Source organism: Pseudoalteromonas sp. 13-15 (assembly GCF_001468205.2).
GTDB classification, from domain to species: Bacteria; Pseudomonadota; Gammaproteobacteria; order Enterobacterales; family Alteromonadaceae; genus Pseudoalteromonas; species Pseudoalteromonas marina.
This window is the reverse complement of sequence record NZ_CP019162.1, coordinates 434,601-454,127: the sequence shown is the minus strand read 5'-3', so window position 1 is coordinate 454,127 and position 19,527 is coordinate 434,601. Positions and strand designations below refer to the sequence as shown.

20 protein-coding genes are annotated in these 19,527 nt (G+C 38.1%); 5 read left to right on the top strand and 15 right to left on the bottom strand.

Annotated elements, in window-relative coordinates; all coding sequences use genetic code 11:
• Positions 1-3 precede the first annotated feature (3 nt).
• The 5 genes from apt to ATS72_RS02250 all read right to left on the bottom strand — a co-directional run bounded on the left by apt (position 4) and on the right by ATS72_RS02250 (position 3,096).
• Positions 4-549 (bottom strand): adenine phosphoribosyltransferase, encoded by a 546-nt coding sequence (gene apt / locus ATS72_RS02270; RefSeq protein ID WP_006792394.1) that lies wholly within the window; start codon positions 547-549, stop codon positions 4-6.
• A gap of 169 nt (positions 550-718) precedes the next feature.
• Positions 719-841, bottom strand: a complete 123-nt coding sequence (locus tag ATS72_RS18995) for a hypothetical protein (protein WP_008132255.1) — start codon at positions 839-841, stop codon at positions 719-721.
• A gap of 71 nt (positions 842-912) precedes the next feature.
• On the bottom strand, positions 913-1,665 hold the full coding sequence (locus tag ATS72_RS02260) for an HvfC family RiPP maturation protein (RefSeq protein WP_006792392.1): 753 nt from the start codon (positions 1,663-1,665) through the stop codon (positions 913-915).
• Between the two features lie 36 nt (positions 1,666-1,701).
• Entirely contained in the window at positions 1,702-2,559 is an 858-nt protein-coding gene (locus tag ATS72_RS02255; protein ID WP_058428700.1) for an HvfB family MNIO-type RiPP peptide maturase, read from the bottom strand.
• 66 nt (positions 2,560-2,625) lie between these two features.
• Positions 2,626-3,096, bottom strand: a complete 471-nt coding sequence (locus ATS72_RS02250) for an HvfA family oxazolone/thioamide-modified RiPP metallophore (RefSeq protein WP_058428699.1) — start codon at positions 3,094-3,096, stop codon at positions 2,626-2,628.
• Positions 3,097-3,330: 234 nt separating this feature from the next.
• Between ATS72_RS02250 and ATS72_RS02245 the strand changes: the two genes are divergently transcribed.
• Both ATS72_RS02245 and ATS72_RS02240 read left to right on the top strand, forming a co-directional pair.
• Entirely contained in the window at positions 3,331-4,311 is a 981-nt protein-coding gene (locus ATS72_RS02245) for a tRNA-dihydrouridine synthase (RefSeq protein WP_058428698.1), read from the top strand.
• A 61-nt stretch (positions 4,312-4,372) separates the two neighbouring features.
• Entirely contained in the window at positions 4,373-4,714 is a 342-nt protein-coding gene (locus ATS72_RS02240) for a TraR/DksA C4-type zinc finger protein (RefSeq protein ID WP_039036742.1), read from the top strand.
• Positions 4,715-5,031: 317 nt separating this feature from the next.
• Here ATS72_RS02240 and ATS72_RS02235 read toward each other — a convergent pair whose 3' ends face one another.
• The 9 genes from ATS72_RS02235 to pyrC form a co-directional block, all read right to left on the bottom strand.
• Positions 5,032-6,078, bottom strand: a complete 1,047-nt coding sequence (locus ATS72_RS02235) for a hypothetical protein (RefSeq protein WP_039036741.1) — start codon at positions 6,076-6,078, stop codon at positions 5,032-5,034.
• A 61-nt stretch (positions 6,079-6,139) separates the two neighbouring features.
• Positions 6,140-7,399: a tetratricopeptide repeat protein gene (locus tag ATS72_RS02230; RefSeq protein WP_058428697.1), complete on the bottom strand. Its 1,260-nt coding sequence runs from the start codon at positions 7,397-7,399 to the stop codon at positions 6,140-6,142.
• A gap of 11 nt (positions 7,400-7,410) precedes the next feature.
• Positions 7,411-8,022 (bottom strand): energy transducer TonB, encoded by a 612-nt coding sequence (locus ATS72_RS02225; protein WP_039036739.1) that lies wholly within the window; start codon positions 8,020-8,022, stop codon positions 7,411-7,413.
• On the bottom strand, positions 8,022-8,426 hold the full coding sequence (locus tag ATS72_RS02220; RefSeq protein ID WP_006792384.1) for an ExbD/TolR family protein: 405 nt from the start codon (positions 8,424-8,426) through the stop codon (positions 8,022-8,024). The genes ATS72_RS02225 and ATS72_RS02220 overlap by 1 nt, the downstream gene beginning before the upstream one ends.
• Positions 8,427-8,440: 14 nt before the next feature.
• Positions 8,441-8,965: a MotA/TolQ/ExbB proton channel family protein gene (locus tag ATS72_RS02215; protein WP_004588135.1), complete on the bottom strand. Its 525-nt coding sequence runs from the start codon at positions 8,963-8,965 to the stop codon at positions 8,441-8,443.
• Positions 8,965-10,329, bottom strand: coding sequence for a MotA/TolQ/ExbB proton channel family protein (locus tag ATS72_RS02210; RefSeq protein WP_006792382.1), 1,365 nt, complete (start codon positions 10,327-10,329; stop codon positions 8,965-8,967). The genes ATS72_RS02215 and ATS72_RS02210 overlap by 1 nt, the downstream gene beginning before the upstream one ends.
• Positions 10,330-10,335: 6 nt before the next feature.
• Entirely contained in the window at positions 10,336-11,106 is a 771-nt protein-coding gene (locus ATS72_RS02205) for a DUF3450 domain-containing protein (protein ID WP_006792381.1), read from the bottom strand.
• A gap of 1,043 nt (positions 11,107-12,149) precedes the next feature.
• Positions 12,150-12,353, bottom strand: a complete 204-nt coding sequence (locus ATS72_RS02195) for a cold-shock protein (protein ID WP_006792379.1) — start codon at positions 12,351-12,353, stop codon at positions 12,150-12,152.
• 498 nt (positions 12,354-12,851) lie between these two features.
• Positions 12,852-13,907, bottom strand: coding sequence for a dihydroorotase (gene pyrC, locus ATS72_RS02190; protein ID WP_058428695.1), 1,056 nt, complete (start codon positions 13,905-13,907; stop codon positions 12,852-12,854).
• 200 nt (positions 13,908-14,107) lie between these two features.
• Here pyrC and ATS72_RS02185 point away from each other — a divergent pair, with 200 nt between their 5' ends.
• The 3 genes from ATS72_RS02185 (at position 14,108) to ATS72_RS02175 (ending at position 18,724) form a co-directional block, all read left to right on the top strand.
• A complete protein-coding gene (locus ATS72_RS02185) occupies positions 14,108-16,477 on the top strand; it encodes a bifunctional diguanylate cyclase/phosphodiesterase (protein ID WP_058428694.1) in 2,370 nt (789 codons plus the stop codon).
• Between the two features lie 541 nt (positions 16,478-17,018).
• A complete protein-coding gene (locus tag ATS72_RS02180; RefSeq protein ID WP_008127992.1) occupies positions 17,019-17,906 on the top strand; it encodes a LysR substrate-binding domain-containing protein in 888 nt (295 codons plus the stop codon).
• 41 nt (positions 17,907-17,947) lie between these two features.
• Positions 17,948-18,724, top strand: a complete 777-nt coding sequence (locus ATS72_RS02175) for a YdcF family protein (protein ID WP_058429166.1) — start codon at positions 17,948-17,950, stop codon at positions 18,722-18,724.
• A 144-nt stretch (positions 18,725-18,868) separates the two neighbouring features.
• Here the strand turns inward: ATS72_RS02175 and ATS72_RS02170 are convergent, their stop codons facing one another.
• Positions 18,869-19,441, bottom strand: coding sequence for a DedA family protein (locus tag ATS72_RS02170; protein ID WP_058428693.1), 573 nt, complete (start codon positions 19,439-19,441; stop codon positions 18,869-18,871).
• Between the last annotated feature and the right edge of the window lie 86 nt (positions 19,442-19,527).

Below are 19,527 nucleotides of genomic sequence, written 5' to 3'. Positions count from 1 at the left end.
CGATTATTCGCCTTCGAATTCAACCAACTTTAAGATTTTGATACCCATTTTTTCTATGCGTTGTTCGCCACCTAATTCAGGCAGTGATACAACAAATGCTGCATCAGTAGCCTCACCGCCTAACTTATTAACTAGTTTAGCAGTCGCTTCAATAGTACCGCCAGTGGCTAGAAGGTCATCAACAAGAAGTACTTTGTCACCAGGTACAATTGCATCAACATGAAGTTCTAGCGTGTCTTCACCGTATTCTAGTAGGTAATCTTGGCGAATAACTTCGCGCGGTAATTTGCCAGGCTTACGCACTGGAATAAAAGGAATACCTAAAGCATAAGATAAAGGCGCACCAAAAATAAAGCCACGTGATTCTGTGCCAATAATTTTTGTAAAACCTTGGTCTTTATATTCGGTTATAAACGCATCAATAGTAGCCTTGAACGCTTCAGGGTTGGCCATTAATGTAGTTACATCGCGAAACATAATGCCCGCTTTAGGATAATCAGCAATTGTTGCAATGCTGTTTTTAATAATTGCTGGTGTTACTTGAGTCATAAGTTTTACTGCTCAACGGTTGATATTACAAAGCAGGTGATTATAACCTTAAGTGAACTTTAATTGCGAGTTTGCTGTGACTTTAACGAAAATATTGAACAGTTATAGAGGATAGAAAAGCAAAGCATTAAGGCTGATGCTGACAACAGCCTTAAACTATAAATACGTTTTAGGTTAAGCTGGTGATCCAACCTAAAATTGCATTTAAACAACCAATACCTGCAAATACCGCTAGAAAAGCAATAAAATAAGTAGCGTTAAACGGATCTTTAAAATCTTTATCATCTGACATGGTACAACCTTTTATTAAGCACGATAAATAAGGCTGCCATGATAGACGATGTAAAAACATCAATAAAGGCCTTAATCTTGATTTTTTGTCACGATTACACCGCGTTCAATCAACGCATTGAGTGTCACAAGCGCCCCTTGTGTTATTTGCTCTTCGTTAAACTGAGGAGCCTGCATAATCACCTGTTGGCAGAGGTTATCAAATGTAATGCCCTCAACGCTTTCAATGATAGAGAGTAATAAAGCCGTCATGGCATTAGTTGCTAAAAACTGTACTTCATCTTCTTCATCTCTATAAACAACAAAATAGTTAGGTACAGTCGATGGTTCTTTTGGCCGGACTTGGTCACTTATAGTTTGCACTGGATATTGGTAACTCAAATTTCTCGCTACGCTTGATAGAAATAATGGACTTTTAGTTAACGCTGTTTGTTGTAGTTTTCTCTCATTGGGGTCTTCGTTTGCTATTGAAACGTCAAGCTCTACCCATTCATAATGCGCAAGCTCTAACATAAAAGCAGGATCATAGTTTTTCATTTTATAACTACTGGACAAGTAATTAATAAACTCCCCTGCTATATCTAAAAAGTATGGTGATTGACAATTATATTCACTAAAAAACTGCCTGATCAATTTGTTCCATTGTTTGTCACTATAAAGCGTTTTTAACACTGGATAACCAGAAGAAATGAATCCCTCTATGTTATTAAAGAATAAGTCGCGATATATAGCCATGCGTCTATCTTCAATATCAGTTGGCTTTTTATTTTTTTTTGGCTCACGTATGTGTGCCATAAATTCATTTTGAACATCTATAAAGCTCATAGCTGGATACTCATTACTGTGTGATTCGCGTTAACTTCAAGCTCGTTGTTTTGAAAGCTCAGTATTTAGATACTTTTGTTGCAACTGAATAATAATATCAAGCTCTTTAGTGAGTACATTTATTTCTGGAATATTAAAATCTCGCTCAAGAAGCGTTGGAAATACGCCATGTACCCTATAAGCTTTATCAAGCAACTCCCAGACTGGATCAATAACATCGGCGCCATGGGTATCGACTATTAAATCATTAGCCTCATTATAATGTCCCGCAACATGCCCATAAGCGATACGTTTTGTAGGTAAGCCAGCTAAGAAAGTATTTGCGTCATAACCATGGTTTATCGAATTAACATAAATATTATTTACATCAAGCAACAATTTACAATCTGCTTGCTCTAAAATTTCAGTTGTAAATTCAAGTTCAGATAACTCTTGGCCTGGCGCACCGTAGTAAGATACATTTTCCATCGCAATAGGTCGTTCAAGAATGTCTTGCACTTGCTTAATTCGGGGGACAACATGCGCTATTGCCTCTTCGGTAAAAGGGATGGGCATTAAATCATACATATGACCTTGACCAGAGCAATAACTCAAATGCTCACTGAACATTTTAATGTTGTGCTGATCAAAAAAGACTTTTAGCGATTTAATAAATTCAATATCAAGCGGCTCTGGCGAACCTATTGATAAAGACAAGCCATGACACACAAAATTATTAGCATCGGTTAATGTTTTAAACTGCTTTTTAAATCGGCCGCCCAGTTTTAACCAATTTTCAGGCGCAACTTCTAAAAAATCAATTTGCTTTGGAACGTGTTCTAATAACTCATCTAGCATTTCACGGCGCAAACCTAAGCCAACCATTCCAAATTCCGAACTGTGCATTTGTGTCATAACTGCCTCTACTATTAACAAAAAAGGGCCCGTGGCCCTTTAGCATAACTTAATTAAATTAAGAAATTAACGGCCACCACATTTACCTTCGCCGCACTTGCCTTCTTTTTTACCTTTTGCGTCGCCGCCACATTTGCCTTCGCCGCACTTGCCTTCTTTTTTACCTTTTGCATCGCCGCCACATTTACCTTCGCCGCACTTGCCTTCTTTTTTACCTTTTGCATCGCCGCCACATTTACCTTCGCCGCACTTGCCTTCTTTTTTACCTTTTGCATCGCCGCCACATTTACCTTCGCCGCACTTGCCTTCTTTTTTACCTTTTGCGTCGCCGCCGCACTTGCCTTCTTTTTTACCTTTTGCGTCACCGCCACATTTGCCTTCACCGCACTTGCCTTCGGCAGCATCTAATTGATAACCTGAAACAAGCTGCTGAAATTCAAACGGGTTTGCTTGTACATCAGCAGATACTAAACTCGCAGAACCCACGACGACTGCACCTAATGTTAATGCGATTGTATTATTTTTTACTGTATTCATTATCTTTGCTCTCTATACTCAATGTGTAAGTCATTGCAATGTAAATATCGTTTTAAATTGCGTGTATGTTTAAGTAGACCTGTGATGAAATAAAAACTTTCATTTTTATTTTTATTTAATCGAAAAAATTTGCCCCCTGCGCTCTCACTTTAACTATGAGTAACAATTACAGATTTATCAATATGCAATTTACAGGTAAACTAGCGCCCTTATTTTTAATAATATAATCGTTTTATGAAACTTGTTTTAGCACCTATGGAAGGTGTTGTAGATTTTAAAATGCGCCAACTGCTAACTGACCTTGGCGGGTTTGATTTATGCGTGACCGAATTTGTAAGAGTTGTTCAAGCACGTTTACCTGAAAAAGTATTTTATCGATACTGCCCTGAACTAAATAATAATGGCTATACCCGAGCAGGCACGCCCGTGCGTATACAATTGCTTGGACAAGAGGCAAATCCGTTAGCTGAAAATGCAGTGAGAGCGATTGATTTGGGTTCCCATGGTGTTGACCTTAATTTTGGATGTCCTGCGAAAACAGTTAACCGCAGCCGTGGTGGTGCCGTTTTGCTTAAAGATCCCGAGCATATGTATACCATAATTAAAGCGGTTAGAGATGCGGTAGATTCAAAACATGAAGTCAGTGCAAAGATACGTTTAGGATTTGATGACGACAGTAACAGCCAAGAAATTATTGATGCGGTTGTAAATGCTGGCGCTAATAGCGTAGCAATTCATGCAAGAACAAAACGCGATGGATACAACCCGCCAGCATATTGGGAAAAGATACCTCCTATAATAAAAGGTAAAAATATTACCGTAGTTGCTAATGGTGAAATATGGCAAGTTGAAGACGCAATGCTATGCCAAAAAAGAAGCGGTTGCAGTGACTTAATGCTTGGCAGAGGCGCCCTATCTCATCCTGATTTAGCTAAAAAAATAAAAGCACATGTCAATAACGAGCACTACGAGGGTTTAGAATGGGAGCATGTTCTTTATCACTTAATACACTCAGCTATTCATCATGACCCAGCTAAAGATGAAAAATATTTTGCATCTAGAACTAAACAATGGCTAGGTTATTTAAAGCGTCAATATCCGCAGGCGATAACATTGTTTGATGAAATTCGTAGGTTAAAAACCAAAGAAGACGTATCTGCCGTTTTAAAAAAATATGCAAAAGCACCACAACTTGATTCAAATCATGACAGATAATTAAAAGCAATTAGATAATATCAGTATAACGAGCAGTTAATGTAAAAGGGTTATACTGATAATGAACCACCAAAAGCGCTTACATGATGAACTAACACAAGTTAAATCAAACATACTTGTTATGCTTTCTAAATCGCCCCACCCCGCCCATCAAGGCTTGATCACCACATTAAAACATACAGCAAATAATGAATGGTTAGATCTTGCTGCAAAAAGGCTCGGCCCTGAGTATGCCAACTTAATTAATCGTATGACTATGTTAGAGGCCGCAGTGAGTCAAATTGATATAGGTCAATACGGCTATTGTTGTGATTGTGAAGACAAAATTGCAACCGCATTACTTCAAAAAGACCCTGCAACACAGCGCTGTACAAAATGCGCAATTAAACGAACATCTAACTAATGTTTAAAGTCTTAGTTATAAGTTTCTGTAGCTAATGCCTGTAGACATATTAGTTTTGAAATTGATTTAACCGGGGTGCAAAGTTTTTGAGCCAGTAGACAAGTAAAAACAGAGCAAAACCCCTGCACCCTACTCATTACTCATGCCCATTACCTATATTGGCTAGAGGCAGCTAAACATAAACTGCCCCGGCCGGAACTCAAAAAAATAACAGGGTATGTTAAAATATACTCTGCGTAATTACGTATTAAAAAACATGTATCTACACATCGAGGCTTTGCATTCCCATAAGCCTCGGCAAATAAACAACCCCTGGGTTAATAACAAATCTGACCACAAAAACTAAACGATTGTCCTGGATAAAGAATAATATCTTCAACTAAATATTGCGCGGTTTGTTCTGACACTTTAAGACGCTTTGACAAATTAACTTTAGCCTGTTCAATTGTCCATGCATGGTAATGAATACCTATATCTGTTTCCATCATTGTAAGCATGAGCAACTTGTCCTTATTAGACAGTTTTGTATTGCTGGCCATAGCAGGCAAGTCTAAGTAATGTGTTTGCCAGTCAAGTCCATTAATCAATGGCTCTTTAGATAAATATTGCACAACAAATGATTTGGTGTGATTTTGTTTAAATTTGACATTAATAACTGCACTTTCAAGCGCTTTAATTTGTTCGTTAATAATAACAACCCACTCTAAAGGCGAGTTAACCGCGTTGCCATAATAATTGAGTTTACTCTGATACCACTCTGAACCATTAGAAAGCCCTCTTAAACCAACACTCCCTCTAGGCTTATAATTATCCAAATAATTAGAAAAAGCTCTGATATGGCTTTTAATTGCACCTTGTGTAGCCTTGTTTTCGATAGCTTGCGCTACATATTCCTGTAATAAAGAATACTCTAACTTGTTTAGTTTTAGATTACTTTGCTTTGCAATGTCTAACTTAGCTTGTGTAAATTTAAGCCAACTAATAGTTTGCTCAACGGTGCTAGCTGAACGGTTAAATAAACTCATATTATGTAGAACGTCTACTTGGGCTGGCCAAGGAAAAAAACGCTCAGGAAATCGTTCTGCAATAACCAAATAATTAACTTGGGTAATTTGATTAGGTGTTAACTTCATCGTCATCAATTGCTGATAAATAGCGTGACGTTTATCAAGATATTCGTTCGAGTAAACAATGTTTTCTTCTGTAACTTTTTTATTATTTGTTTCTTGACCTAATATCAACACAGTATTTAAAGACTTTAAAGCGCTGCGTGCCTCATCAAAAGAACTAAAACTATCACTCTTATCAGTACAACCAACAAGATTTAAAAACAATAACAATGATACAAAAAACGTTTTATACATAGTGATCCTAATAAAAAAAGCCCCTGAGGGGCTTTTTAAAAATTGCTAATGTTAGCTAATATTAAATTTTAACACCGTTGCGAGCGGCTTTATCTTTAATGTAAGTAGACCAACCTTTTGCAAACTTACGTGTGCGTGGGTCGTCCATAGCTTTAACAATAGCAGCATAAGCTTGCTTATACTTGCCTTGGTAGTAATACGCCTCAGCTAAATCTGAATAAATTGTACCTTTTTTGTCAGAGCCAAGCTCTAACGCCTTGTTCAAGCGAACAACGGCAGCACTGAATTTCTCAGATTGTAAAAGTAATGAACCTGCTTTGCGGTAAAGCTCAGCGTCGTCATCAAATTTAGCAGCTTCTTCATAATACTTAGCAGCTTTCTCTATATCTTTAGAGCGATGATAGTTACTTGCAACAGCGTTGACATTTTGCTTAGTACGTTTAACTTTTTCTTCTTTAATTGCCTTTTCAAGCGTTACTGCTGCTTTGTAAGGAATTTCATTTAAAGAGTAAAAGTTAGCAAGTACTTTGTATTCAACTTCGTTTTCAAAGTAACCGTTTTTGAAAGCCACTTCCATTGTTGCAAGGCCTTTCTGATAATCCTCGGTTTGTAGGTAGTATTTACCTAAACCAATCCAAGCTTTTTTATCATCAGGCCAAACTCTAACAATTTCTTCACCCACTTTAACCATGTTAGCAAAATCTTTGGTTTCAAAGTATGCGCCAAGTTTAAGCTGGTAAGGGCCTTTGTTAGGCTCTTTTTGAAGAGCTATTGCTTTGTTAGCAGGCTCAAAAACATCACTGAATTGCTCTAACCGAAAGTTGGCTTGCGCAATACGAGTATATACAGTTGGATCTTCCTCACCTGTGAAGTCCATCCAAGCTGTGTATGCCTTTTTTGCTTCTTTGTATTTCTCAGTACCCGCGTACAAATCACCTAATAACTTAAGTGTTTGTTCATGGTCTGCAAAGTTCAAAATATCAGGCGCTACTGCTAGCTTGCTGTATTTGATTGCATCAGCGTAGTTTTCTTTCTGCGCGTACATGCTACCTAAGTAACGATTTACAGTCGCTTTATCAAACTCATCTGAAGGGTCAATCTCTCTCAGCAATACAATCGCTTCGTCAACTTTTTCTTCGTTATACAAGTCAAACGCTTTAATTACTTTTTTACCAGTACGCTCGCCCATGATCTTAGTTTTTGCTTTCTTACGCTCTTCAATTTTTGCGTAATCTGGCGCCGCTAATACAGATGAACTTAAAGTTACACCTGACACAGACATAAGAATTGCAAGAGCAGTTACTTTAGATAAATTTCTCATTACTCGCCTCCTTAGCCCTGATTAAGTTTAAAGTCTAGTTGAACTTGTAAACCAACTTGTTTTTGTGGCTTACCATCAATAATTTTCGGACGGTATTTCCACTTACGAAGTGCACGTTTAGCTTCACGGTCAAAGATACGTTTAGGCTCTGCGTCGATTACATCAACGTCAATAACCCCACCTAACTCATCAATTGTGAACGAAAGTTGTACCCAACCCTCTTTACCATCACGCGCTGCTTGCGTTGGATATTTTGGTTCAATACGAACGATAGGTGTCGCATCACCATCTCGTCCAAATGCACCCGGACCACTTAGTCCACCAGCAGAACTCCCTACGCTGATGCTTGGCATATTAAATGACATTGCACCTGGGTTAGGATTAGTATCCGGCTGTGGCGGCTGCGGTTTAGGCGGCTGCTTTGGCGGTGGCGGAGGCGGAGGCGGTACACGCTTCCTCTCCTGCACCTTAGATTCAGGCGGATTCGTCATAATTTCGACTATGATCTGCTCTTTTTGTTCCGTATTACGGTCAGCCCCACCAGAGATGAGGTAAGCCATGAAGTAGAACAAGCCGAAAGTAACTGCCCCACCTGCAATCAGTGAAAACAGAAAACGAATCATTACTGATCTCCAGCTATTGAAATTCTTAGGTTATCGCCCGTTGCTTTAATCTGGTCCATAACTTTAACCACTGTGCCGTGTTTTGCTTCTTTATCAGCCTGCAAAATTACAACGTCAGTAGGTTGTTCTGCTAATAAGCTTTCAATTTTCGCTGAAACACGTTCAACGTCAACTTGCTGCTTATCAATCCAGATTGCGCCATCACTGCGTATAGCAATAAAAATGTTTGCATTTTTTTGCTTCGTAGCTTGGGCAGCTTTAGGTTTATTGACCTCGATACCAGCCTCTTTAACGAACGATGTAGTTACGATAAAGAAAATAAGCATGATAAATACGATGTCAAGCATTGGTGTCATATCTACCGCTGCTTCTTCTTCTTCACGAAAACGTTGTTTACGTGCCATATTTAATTCTCTCTCTAGTGATGAGGCATGCTATCTACAAGTTTGGCTTTCACCATTCTCGCTCTTGCCTCAAGGCGTGAGCTAAAGAAAACTCCAGATAGTGCCGCAACCATTCCAGCCATTGTTGGGATTGTTGCCATTGAAATACCTGATGCCATTAAACGTGCATTACCAGTACCTTGAGTTGCCATGGTTTCAAAAACCGCGATCATACCCGTTACAGTTCCAAGTAAGCCTATTAAAGGACAAACAGCTACTAATGTTTTAATCAACAACATACGCTGATCTAATTTTTCAGACGCTTCAGAAATCCATGCTTCACGGATTCTGTGTGCGTACCAAGACGTAGTGTCTTGGCGGGCATCCCACTTAGCAACAATATCCTTCGTTAAACGAGGAAACTCTGCAAGTAAGAACCAATAGCGCTCAATCATTAAAACCCACATCAGAAAGAGTGCTATCGCGACCACGTATAAAACCTGGCCGCCTGTGCCAACAAAATCCCTGATAGATTCCCATATCTCCATCAGGACTAGCATTAGGCTTTCTCCTTCTCCGCGTGAGTAGCGATGATACCAGCGCTTTGCTCATCAAGGATATGTAATACCGACTTACTACGACCTGCAACAATAGAGTGAAGTAGAATAAGTGGTAGTGCTGCAATTAGACCTAGCGCTGTAGTTACAAGTGCTAGAGAGATGTTACCAGCCATGATCTTCGGATCGCCCGTACCGAACAATGTGATTGTTTGGAACGTTAAAATCATACCGATTACTGTACCTAGTAGACCTAGTAATGGTGCGATAGCAGCAAGGATCTTGATGATGTTGATACCAGCTTCAACACGTGGAGTTTCACGTAAAATAGCTTCATCAAGTTTAAGTTCAAGGTTTTCAACATCTTGAGATTTGTTGTCATGGTACACTTTAAGAATACGACCCAGTGGGTTGTTTGTATTCGGTGTAGACAAGTTCTTAAGTTGTGATTTGATCTTAGAAGTAGTAAGCGCTAAGTCAATGAAACGAACTAAGAAGATTAATAGACCTACAGCAAGTAGTACAGTGATGATATAACCAACTTCAGCACCTTGCTCGTAGTATTCCATTAGCGTTTTCTTCTGCGTATTAATACGTAAGATTGCGCCGCGTGTAGGGTCAATGTAAACGCCTGCGTAGCTATCAGAAGATGTTGCTTCTAGGTTTGAAATGCCATCTAAAATGTAGCTATCAGGTTGTTTACCTAAAGGCTGGATAGACTTTGTTTCTGGCGAGTAGATTAAGTAACCTTCGTCAGCAACTAAGTTAAAGTTACCAATACGAGTGATTTTCTTAACCGCAGTGTTTCCGTCAAGGCCAGCAACTTCAGATTCAAAAGTAGATACTTTTGCTGATTCTGTCATTTCTGTTTGAAGTGAAATCCAAAGCTCTTCTAACTCACGAACTGTTGGAAGTTCTTTAGCTGCTGCTAATGAACGAAGTACTTCAGCACGACCTGGCTTTTCAGCACTTACTAAAGATGCTTCGATAGAACCGATAGCGTCTTGCGCTGCACGACGTACAACACCAAACATCTCACCTAGCGTACCTTGAGCATTTTGAAGAGCTTGCTCTTTTTCCGCTAAAGTGTTTTCGTTTTGTGCGTATTGCTTAGCTAAAGAATCACCACGTGCTTTTTCAGCAGCTAGTTGGCTTTTAGCTTTATTAAGTAAAGATTGCTTGTCAGCACGTTCTGATAAGAACTCTTGCTCACGTTGCTTATTGATCTTACCTTCTGAGATACGCTCTTGCTTAACTTGCTCAAGAATTTTGTCTAAAGCGTCAGTGTTTGCGTGTGCGTTAAGCGCGGTACCTGCAGAAACAGATAGTACTGCTGCAACAGCAAAACCTTTAAATAGTTTCTTCATTATTGATTACTCCGCGCCAAAGATTGGTAGTTTAACAAGTTCTAGTGTCGCTTGCTTACGTGCCATGCGGATCACTTCTTTAACAGGTTTTAGGTATTCTTCACCTAATTTTTTCCACTGTTTAGTGTTGTTATCCCACACCCAAGCATGTTTCAAGTCAAAAGACTGAGCAACATAAGTAATACGACCTAAACGACCGATATCTACGTTGATATTTTTGCCATCAATTTCAAGCGTACCTTGAGAAGCAGTTACTGCAGAGCTGTAAGCTGTTTCAACTGTGTATGCTTCAAGAACTTGACGGAATTTTTCAGACGTAGTAACAGAGGCAGATGCCATGATGTCACGAAGTCTTTCAACACGGCCTAGACGCGTTTCAAGATTGAATGGAACGTCCGCTTTGATGAATTGCTCAAGCGTATCGATCATGCGATACATCAAAGGCACAACGTTTTGTTTAGTGTTATCGATAGTCGCGATTTGACGATCGAACGACTCAATCGATGCATTTTGGTCAGCGACCAAACGTGCAACGTGATCGTTATACACTTTCATAAGTTCAGTCTCATCAACGATGCTACGGTACTCAGCGATTAGCTCTTGAGTTTGACCATATACATTGTCAATTTTAGTTTGAGACTTAACAGCAGCCTTTTGAATTTGTTGACCTGCTTTTTGCACGTCATTCAAAGGATCTGCAATCACATTGCTGCTTGCAAATGCAAAAGCGCCAACCAACGCTGTTGCTACAAGACTCTTTCTGATTTTAACAGACATAGTTCCCAACCAATTAAGTAATGTTACTTTTATAATTTAATTATCCTCCGAGGAGAACAACCCTGATATCTTTTAATAGATATCAACCTTTCAATAATGCTAAATGCAATAAGCGCTGTCAACTTGATGTTAGGTGTAATTAGCAAATAAATCACCTGCCGATGGACTACATTAAAGTAGCACCAATAAAATGTTAACATTATTGCAACCAACTGTATTATCAACAATCCTAGCAAACCCCAATAAGGTTGATGTTTAACTGGATAGACCTCTAAACAAACAACATAAATGCAACATTTAGTTCAAACTAGATGTATATAAAAAAAAAATAAAAACATTTAAAAAAAAACTCTTTTAGGGGCTCTATTTGACGGTTTTTTATCATTTTTAAGCACTTTAACTCAAAAAAGGAACGGTTTAACGCACAAAAATCAAACGTTACACATATTGAAAGTTGTAAAGCTAATAGAAGGGTTTCAATATCAAATTTGTGAAGGTTTTCTGACACTCAATTACAATCAAGCAACGCTCTAAACTCATAGACGAAATAAGGCCTCATTAATGGCTTGGGCACAATCAAAATTAAAAAAAGCTTTCTTTAGTTAATTATTTTCATGATGCTTAAACCGAGTCTTTGTCTAAGCTCACTGTAAATTACTTATTAGCTAACTATCCAAACTCAAAGTTTTGGCGACTACCCATATAATCCAGTTTGAAGCTGAGTTTTGTAAGTATTAATACTTCTAAAACTTGCAAGTTAATCTGGAAGGTAATAAAAATATTAGAACTTTATGGGGAGCACAAAATTAATAATACATAGAATTCTGTTTAGCATATTTAATTAGAATTAGGTTTTCTAAGAAAATTAAACCATATGATGGTCTTTTGGGGTTTAGATATAATAAATGAGCGCTATTAATGATTGGAGGTATTATGATTTATGGGTATATGAGGAACTTTCTGAGTATGTGAGAAGTTTTAAGGAATAATGGTGAAACAGAGACCTGCTTCACCAAGATGAACATGAGTTCACATAATTAAAATTATGCTGCTTCAACGTTCTCAGCTTCAGGGCCTTTTTGACCTTGTTTGATGCTGAATGTCACTGCTTGACCTTCGCTAAGAGTGCGAAAACCAGAACCAGAGATTGCGCTGAAGTGTACAAACACGTCAGGACCGTTTTCTTGTTCAATGAAACCAAAGCCTTTAGCTTCGTTGAAAAACTTTACTTTACCAGAAACCGACATACTAAATTTTCCTGTAAGTCAATAATTAAAAATTCTGCCACGTTATTGTGGCAATAGCCTCCTTGAGTCAATGCTCATAAAATAGAGGTATAGTACAGGAACAAGTAATAACCTAACTGGTAACCTTAAACGCAGCACAATATCCGTAAATTCAATTCATAAAAACTCAAAGCAAAGTAAGATTAACACATTCTATTTTTTTTCGCTCTATTAATTGAAAATAATTTCTAAAAAAACTTACTCCGGGACTAAAAACAGATAAGACATTGATTAAAATAAATAAAAATAAAATATTATTGTAATATTTATTATAAAATCCTAATAAAAATACAGCGATTGTTAACTCTTAGCAGGCTAATTTCTGTTCATAGTAAAACAAACAAAAAATAATGATTAAGTAACAAGCCAATTTACAGCTTTTTTTACAAGCCTTGAGCCTAAATATTTACATACAAAAAAGCCGCTGAAGTAAGCGGCTTTGATTTCAAATACTTAATTTTACTTTAAAACAGCCCAATCAATTACGGATTCAGCTTTTATTGGTACGACTTCAGAATCACCAAGCGTATAACTTGCAGGTACAGTCCAAGGCGACTTTTGCAGTGTAATTGTATCGCTATTACGCGCCAAACCATAAAAGTCTGGCCCAAAGTGGCTTGCAAAGCCCTCTAGTTTATCTAATGCATCAGCCTCTTCAAATGCTTCTGCGTAAAGCTCAATAGCAGCATGAGCCGTGTAAGCTCCCGCGCAACCGCACGCAGCTTCTTTCTTGTCTTTATAATGAGGCGCAGAGTCAGTACCTAAAAAGAACTTTTTACTGCCACTCGTAGCTGCAGCCATGAGTGCTTGCTGGTGAATATTTCGTTTGAGTATAGGCAAACAGTAATAATGAGGACGAATCCCCCCTGCTAACATGTGGTTTCGATTATACAGTAAATGGTGGGCAGTAATCGTTGCCGCAACATTACTTGGCGCATTATTGACAAAATCAACCGCATCTTTTGTCGTTATATGCTCAAGTACTATTTTAAGCTCTGGAAAGTCATTAACGACATCACCTAGAATCGTATCTAAAAATACTTTTTCTCTGTCAAAAATATCAATCGAAGAATCCGTCACTTCACCATGTACTAGCAAAAGCATACCAACATCTTGCATAGCGCTAAGCACTGAATATATATTTTTGACGGACGTTACTCCAGAATCAGAGTTGGTTGTCGCGCCGGCAGGATATAGTTTAGCAGCAAATACTTTGCCTGATGCCTTAGCCTTAATTATTTCTTCAGGTGTTGTCTTATCAGTGAGGTATAACACCATCAAAGGCTCAAAGTGACCTTGTGGCTTAGCAGCCATTATACGCTCTCTGTAAGCTAAAGCGGTGTCCGTGCAGGTCGCTGGAGGAACCAAATTTGGCATTATAATAGCGCGCCCCATATAGCGGCTAATATCGCGCACAGTGTCTTTAAGCTGATCACCATCGCGTAAATGCACATGCCAATCGTCAGGTCGGGTAATTGTTAACGTTTTTACAGAGTTTGTATTATTACTGGTCATCACTTCATTCCACAGCTGAATTTATGTGATCATAGGCATATGATGTTTTCGAGTAAAGATTTTATTAAAATAATCGTTCACTAATTTACCCTATTTTATTTACAGCTTTGTTAAAACGTTTATCGTTTTATTTTGTAGAACAGTTGATATTAGGTTAACTTAATGTGGTGTTTATAAAAAAAGAATAATAAATTTTGCCTATGTCGAACAGTATCGATACCTCTAAAGCGCTTGAAGTAAAAACAGATCAGCTAAGTATCATAAATCAGTTTTCATCAAGCCTATTACAGCTAGACACCTTAGATGAGCTATTTGAATATGTAACGACTCAAGTTGTAAATCGTCTTGGATTTGTTGACTGTGTTATTTATCTCGCTGATGAATCAGCCTCTAAACTGAACCTTGTTGCTTCTATGGGAATCGATCGCCAAAGATATAAGTATAAAGCCCAACGAAAAGTAATTAATTTTAACGAAGGAATATCAGGTTTTGTTGCAACAACAAAAAAGGCAATAATTTTAGATGATGTCACAAAAGATAGCCGCTATATTGCAGACGAACGCCCTGCTCAATCAGAACTTTGCGTGCCTCTTGTATACAAAGAACGTATTCTAGGTGTTATTGATTGTGAACACCCCGCCATGAACTACTTCACTAATGCACACCTTGAAATATTAACAACAGTGGCACACCTTTTAAGCGCTAAAATAAACCAAGTTAACATGGTAAATAGCCTGCAATCGACTGTTGAGCAGTTAAATGACGCGCAAAAGCTTGAAAATAGTCTTCTTCAAATAGCCAACTTAACCTATAAAGCCAGTGACTTAGATACATTTTTCGAATCTTTGCACACTATTATTAATAGCTTATTAAGGGCTGATAACTTCTTTATTGGCCTTTACGATAAACAAATCGACATTCTAGATATTGTTTACATTGTTGAAGCTGGAATTCAAACAAACACACATCAAAAAATCTCTAAAGAACAACTTAAAGACACCGCGTCTTACTTTTTATTGCAAACTGACCAAGCGATGTTATTAACAAAACAAGACTACATTGATCATATAGAGCAAGGTCATTTTAAATTAATTGGTCGTCAAGCCGAATCTTGGCTAGGTGTACCATTTAAAGCCAATGAACGTATGAGTGGTGTCATTGTTGTGCAAAGTTATCATGAGGCACATCATTATAATGAGCACGATAGTGCTTTGCTTACCTATGTGAGCAGGCAAATAAGTATGGCAATAGATAGGCAGTTAGCTAGGCAGGAGCTTGAACACAAAGCTTTACATGATGGATTAACTGGGCTTGCTAATCGTTCATTACTTATTGAACGAATAAAGCATGCAATTTTACGCTTAACGCGTGTAAAAAAAGGCACTGTTCATGCCCTACTTTATTTAGATTTTGACCGTTTTAAAAGCATCAATGATGCGCTCGGCCACGAAGTTGGCGATCACTTTTTAATTAAAATTTGTGAGTTGATCAAAGGTACAGTTCGTAACACTGACACTTTTTCACGCTTGGGTGGCGACGAGTTTGCTATTTTAATGGAAAACATTACACATCGTAATCAAGTTAAAGAGGCACTAGGGCGCATAAAAGAAGCACTTTCTAAACCAATAAATGTTGATGGCCATTTATTGCAAGCCTCTACCAGCATAGGTATTGCCTATACTGATAATGTTGACGATAAAGCATACCTGTTACTGCAACAAGCAGACGCCGCTATGTACGAGGCTAAATCAACAGGCCGCGGACAAGTTAAGTTTTTTAACAACACAATGAGAAAAAAGCTTAAAACACACGCCGACATAGAAAACGACCTACAGCACGGTATTGAACACAACGAATTTGAACTCTACTTTCAGCCAATTTTTACAATCTTAGATAACCACGTTATTGGCTTTGAAGCACTTGTGCGTTGGCACCACCCTAAAAAAGGGTTTGTTTCACCTAATGACTTTATTCCTATTGCAGAAAAAACAGGCCAAATAATTAACCTGGATTTACACCTACTCGACTTAGCTGCACAGCATATTTCAAAGTGGCACCAACAAGGTCATCGTTTCTTAAAAGTGACAGTAAATGTATCATCGCGTCATTTTGCAAGCCTAGATTTTGTAGCTCAGGTCCACGCTATCTATAACAAATACCAATTGCCTTTAGGTTCTTTGTGCTTAGAAATAACCGAATCTGGATTAATAGAAAACTTAGAGCTCGCCACACAAATTATCGAAGGGCTCTCACCTCTAAAAGTAAAACTATGTCTTGATGATTTTGGAACAGGTTACTCTGCACTAGGCTACTTACATCAGCTGCCCATTCATATTCTGAAGATCGATAAAAGCTTCATCGATCATGTACAAGATTCAACAAATCCCTTGGTTGAGGCTATTTTGTCACTTGCTAAGTCGTTAAAACTTGAAGTTGTTGCTGAAGGAATTGAAACCACCGGACAGCTAGAGACTTTGCAAACTACGCATTGTGAATACGGACAAGGTTATTTAATGTCAAAACCAGTTCCAGCAAAAGAAGCTATATTACTAATTAATCAACCACTTTAGCCCCACATCTGTAAAGTTAAGGCTTGGGGCACTTTGAGCGCGGCGCGAGGTATATAACCTAGTGGGGTAAATAAATACCCAGCAACAAAGAGCAAATAGCCCCAAAAACAACCCAAAAGGCAGCATACTTTTGGGTTTATTGTTCGTTATTGCCTATTTATTAGGAATGACCACAATACATAAATTATGTTTGCCTGCATGACAGCTGTAAAGTCAATCACCAAAGATCAACCTTCCTACACTCCAAAGTATTTTTATTTTCTACAAAGGTCACTACTTTTTTATCTATTAGCGTTAGTTAACTAAGCGAGTTAAAAATTTTTTATACCAGCCCCTTTACCTTTAAACATGAAGTAAATTAATACAAGCAGTAAAAAATCGGCTTTAATCTAGTTACTTACGCTAAACTATAAAAATATTAATCAGTAAAACTATATTTATTAGGTTAATTTAGACGTCTAGACGTTGAAACGTTTTTTATATAAGCGTAGTATTGAAAAATAATGAGCACTACTCAAATTTTCCATGAGAATTATTAAAGATGATTGGTATAAAACACTTAAAAACTATTGCAACCCTTAAAGAAACCGGTTCATTAGTGAATACTGCCCGCGAATTATTCTTAACTCAGTCGGCTTTATCACATCAAATTAAAGACTTGGAAAACAAGTTAGACTGCCAGCTGTTTGAACGCAAAACGCAGCCTGTGCGTTTTACCCCGCAAGGCATGTTATTGCTTGAGTTAGCCCACGAAATACTGCCGAAAATTGAAGCAACTAAATGTCGTTTAAAAGAGAGCCTTAATCAGCCAATTTCAAAATTACGTTTAAGTGTAGAATGCCATGCTTGTTTTCACTGGCTACTTCCAACAATTAAAGATTTTAATAACTTTTGGCCAGATATAAAAATTGATTATGAACGTGGTTTTAGTTACGACGCAATTCCAGACTTACTTAACGATGAATTAGACTTAGTACTCACATCAGACATTCGTGAACCCGATAAGCTAGAGTATGCCCATTTATTCGACTTTAAGTTAAAATTAATTGTTGCACCTGATCACGATCTTGCCAAAAAAGCATACGTTACAGCGTTAGACTTAAAAAATGAAACCATTATTTCTTACCCTATTCCGCGCGAACGCCAAGATATATTTAAACATTTCATTCAAAATGCACGTTTTGATGGGACGTTAAAAAACGTAGATCAAGGACTACTAATTTTTCAGCTAGTCAGTGCTGGAATGGGTGTAGCTGCATTACCTGATTGGTTGGTTACACCATATGAAAGCCAAGGACTCATCAAATCGATTCCACTAGGTGCACTAGGTTTAACTCGACCAATGTACTTAGCGATGAAAAAAGATATGAAAGATAACCCTGTATATCGCCACTTTTTAAATACGTGTAAGTTAAATAACGGTCGATAAACTACTCGTTAATGAGTAACATAACTTACATTATTGATTTTATGTTGCTCATTATGTTCGCTTTGAAAAAGTTACTTGGCGGCTTGCTTATGCCGCTCCCTTTACTTGGTCTTTTTACATTTATAGCTTTGTTTTTAGCATTCAAGGGTCGCAAGTTTTCTTTAGTAATTGCATTTTTTGGACTTTCAACATTGTTGGCAATCAGTACACCGTTTGTTGCTAACCTGATTTTAAAAAACAACGAGCCAACAAGCCTTTCTTTTCACCCTTCAAAACACCCAGAATTAGACAAAATAGTAGTGCTTGGATGCGATATAAATCCTAACCCTGTCTTAAGTGCCAATAACCAATTAGGTAATTGCGCGCTAACCCGACTAGTTGAAGGAGTCAAACTCGCTAAGTACTACCCAAAATCACAGCTTATTGTTTCTGGCGGCGGTTATGAGAATATTACTAACAGCAGCTTGATGTATCAAACTGCCATTGAGTTAGGCATTAATAAAAACAGGCTTTTGCAAAACCCAAAGGCAATGGATACAGCGCAAGAAGCTGCGTTACTAGCGCCTAAGCTAGTTGATTTTAAAGTAGCGTTAGTAACTTCGGTACTGCATATGCCCAGAGCCCAGGACTTGTTTTCGGCCCAAGGTGTAACAAGCATTCCTGCAGCAACTGACTTTCACAATTTTGCAGCGCTTCCTTTTCATAAACAGCTCGTTCCAAATGCGCAAGCACTACTAGCTGTAACCCAATACAGCCATGAAGTTATAGGAACAACGTGGGTAAGAGTCCGTCGATGGCTAGACCCTGAGGCACTTTAAACAACTTGCATAAAGCCAACTGTTAACCTGTAAATTTGATTTGTTTACAATGAATGTTTGTCGAGCAAGAAAATAAAATATCAATACTTTAAGATATGTGGGTAAAGCTCTTCACTAGATTTTTTGTTAAACAATAACGTCACTTTACTGTCGTTGTTTTGTAGGTGGGTGTTTTGTCCAAAGCCGATAGAGTATAACTAAAAATATCCCTAACAATAATATACTCAGTGCGGTTAAGCTCTCTACACCTATAGACTCAAATGTAGCTCCAAAAGTATAGCCTCCGCCAACTAATATAATGACCCATAAAGCAGCTGAACAGGCATTTAAAGTGCTGAATAGCCGCCAAGATATATCGGTTAGACCTACAGGGAGCGCTCCAATTGTGCGCATACCTTTAGGGTATCGATATAAAAAAATGTAAGCCATACCGTAACGGTTAGCAAGCGCACTCGCTGTTTTAAATAGTTGACCCATTTTATTGGGCTTCTCAAGCCATGAAGTGCCATAAGCTCTTGCAAGAGCAAACCGTATCTCATCGCCAATATACCCTCCCATAAAAGTAGCTAAAATAACTAACTTAATATCAAGCGCGCCGGTTTGAGCAGCATAACCTGCAAATAAAGGTAACCAGCCGCTTTTCAATGCACAATAGCCAAATAGCAATAGGTAAACAAATAAGCCGTACTGCTCAAGTAGAGCTAAAACACCTTCCATTGCGGTCCTTATAAGGTCATTTTTAATAAAACTAGAAATGCATAACGAATTAAGTAAATTAAAAGATCTTTATGAGAGACCAAACC

Excerpts from the sequence above, each read along its gene's own strand:
- apt (WP_006792394.1), bottom strand. The coding sequence starts at position 549 with ATGACTCAAGTAACACCAGCAATTATTAAAAACAGCATTGCAACAATT.
- ATS72_RS18995 (WP_008132255.1), bottom strand. The coding sequence starts at position 841 with ATGTCAGATGATAAAGATTTTAAAGATCCGTTTAACGCTACTTATTTT.
- ATS72_RS02260 (WP_006792392.1), bottom strand. The coding sequence starts at position 1,665 with ATGAGCTTTATAGATGTTCAAAATGAATTTATGGCACACATACGTGAG.
- ATS72_RS02255 (WP_058428700.1), bottom strand. The coding sequence starts at position 2,559 with ATGACACAAATGCACAGTTCGGAATTTGGAATGGTTGGCTTAGGTTTG.
- ATS72_RS02250 (WP_058428699.1), bottom strand. The coding sequence starts at position 3,096 with ATGAATACAGTAAAAAATAATACAATCGCATTAACATTAGGTGCAGTC.
- ATS72_RS02245 (WP_058428698.1), top strand. The coding sequence starts at position 3,331 with ATGAAACTTGTTTTAGCACCTATGGAAGGTGTTGTAGATTTTAAAATG.
- ATS72_RS02240 (WP_039036742.1), top strand. The coding sequence starts at position 4,373 with ATGAACCACCAAAAGCGCTTACATGATGAACTAACACAAGTTAAATCA.
- ATS72_RS02235 (WP_039036741.1), bottom strand. The coding sequence starts at position 6,078 with ATGTATAAAACGTTTTTTGTATCATTGTTATTGTTTTTAAATCTTGTT.
- ATS72_RS02230 (WP_058428697.1), bottom strand. The coding sequence starts at position 7,399 with ATGAGAAATTTATCTAAAGTAACTGCTCTTGCAATTCTTATGTCTGTG.
- ATS72_RS02225 (WP_039036739.1), bottom strand. The coding sequence starts at position 8,022 with ATGATTCGTTTTCTGTTTTCACTGATTGCAGGTGGGGCAGTTACTTTC.
- ATS72_RS02220 (WP_006792384.1), bottom strand. The coding sequence starts at position 8,426 with ATGGCACGTAAACAACGTTTTCGTGAAGAAGAAGAAGCAGCGGTAGAT.
- ATS72_RS02215 (WP_004588135.1), bottom strand. The coding sequence starts at position 8,965 with ATGCTAGTCCTGATGGAGATATGGGAATCTATCAGGGATTTTGTTGGC.
- ATS72_RS02210 (WP_006792382.1), bottom strand. The coding sequence starts at position 10,329 with ATGAAGAAACTATTTAAAGGTTTTGCTGTTGCAGCAGTACTATCTGTT.
- ATS72_RS02205 (WP_006792381.1), bottom strand. The coding sequence starts at position 11,106 with ATGTCTGTTAAAATCAGAAAGAGTCTTGTAGCAACAGCGTTGGTTGGC.
- ATS72_RS02195 (WP_006792379.1), bottom strand. The coding sequence starts at position 12,353 with ATGTCGGTTTCTGGTAAAGTAAAGTTTTTCAACGAAGCTAAAGGCTTT.
- pyrC (WP_058428695.1), bottom strand. The coding sequence starts at position 13,907 with ATGACCAGTAATAATACAAACTCTGTAAAAACGTTAACAATTACCCGA.
- ATS72_RS02185 (WP_058428694.1), top strand. The coding sequence starts at position 14,108 with ATGTCGAACAGTATCGATACCTCTAAAGCGCTTGAAGTAAAAACAGAT.
- ATS72_RS02180 (WP_008127992.1), top strand. The coding sequence starts at position 17,019 with ATGATTGGTATAAAACACTTAAAAACTATTGCAACCCTTAAAGAAACC.
- ATS72_RS02175 (WP_058429166.1), top strand. The coding sequence starts at position 17,948 with ATGTTGCTCATTATGTTCGCTTTGAAAAAGTTACTTGGCGGCTTGCTT.
- ATS72_RS02170 (WP_058428693.1), bottom strand. The coding sequence starts at position 19,441 with ATGGAAGGTGTTTTAGCTCTACTTGAGCAGTACGGCTTATTTGTTTAC.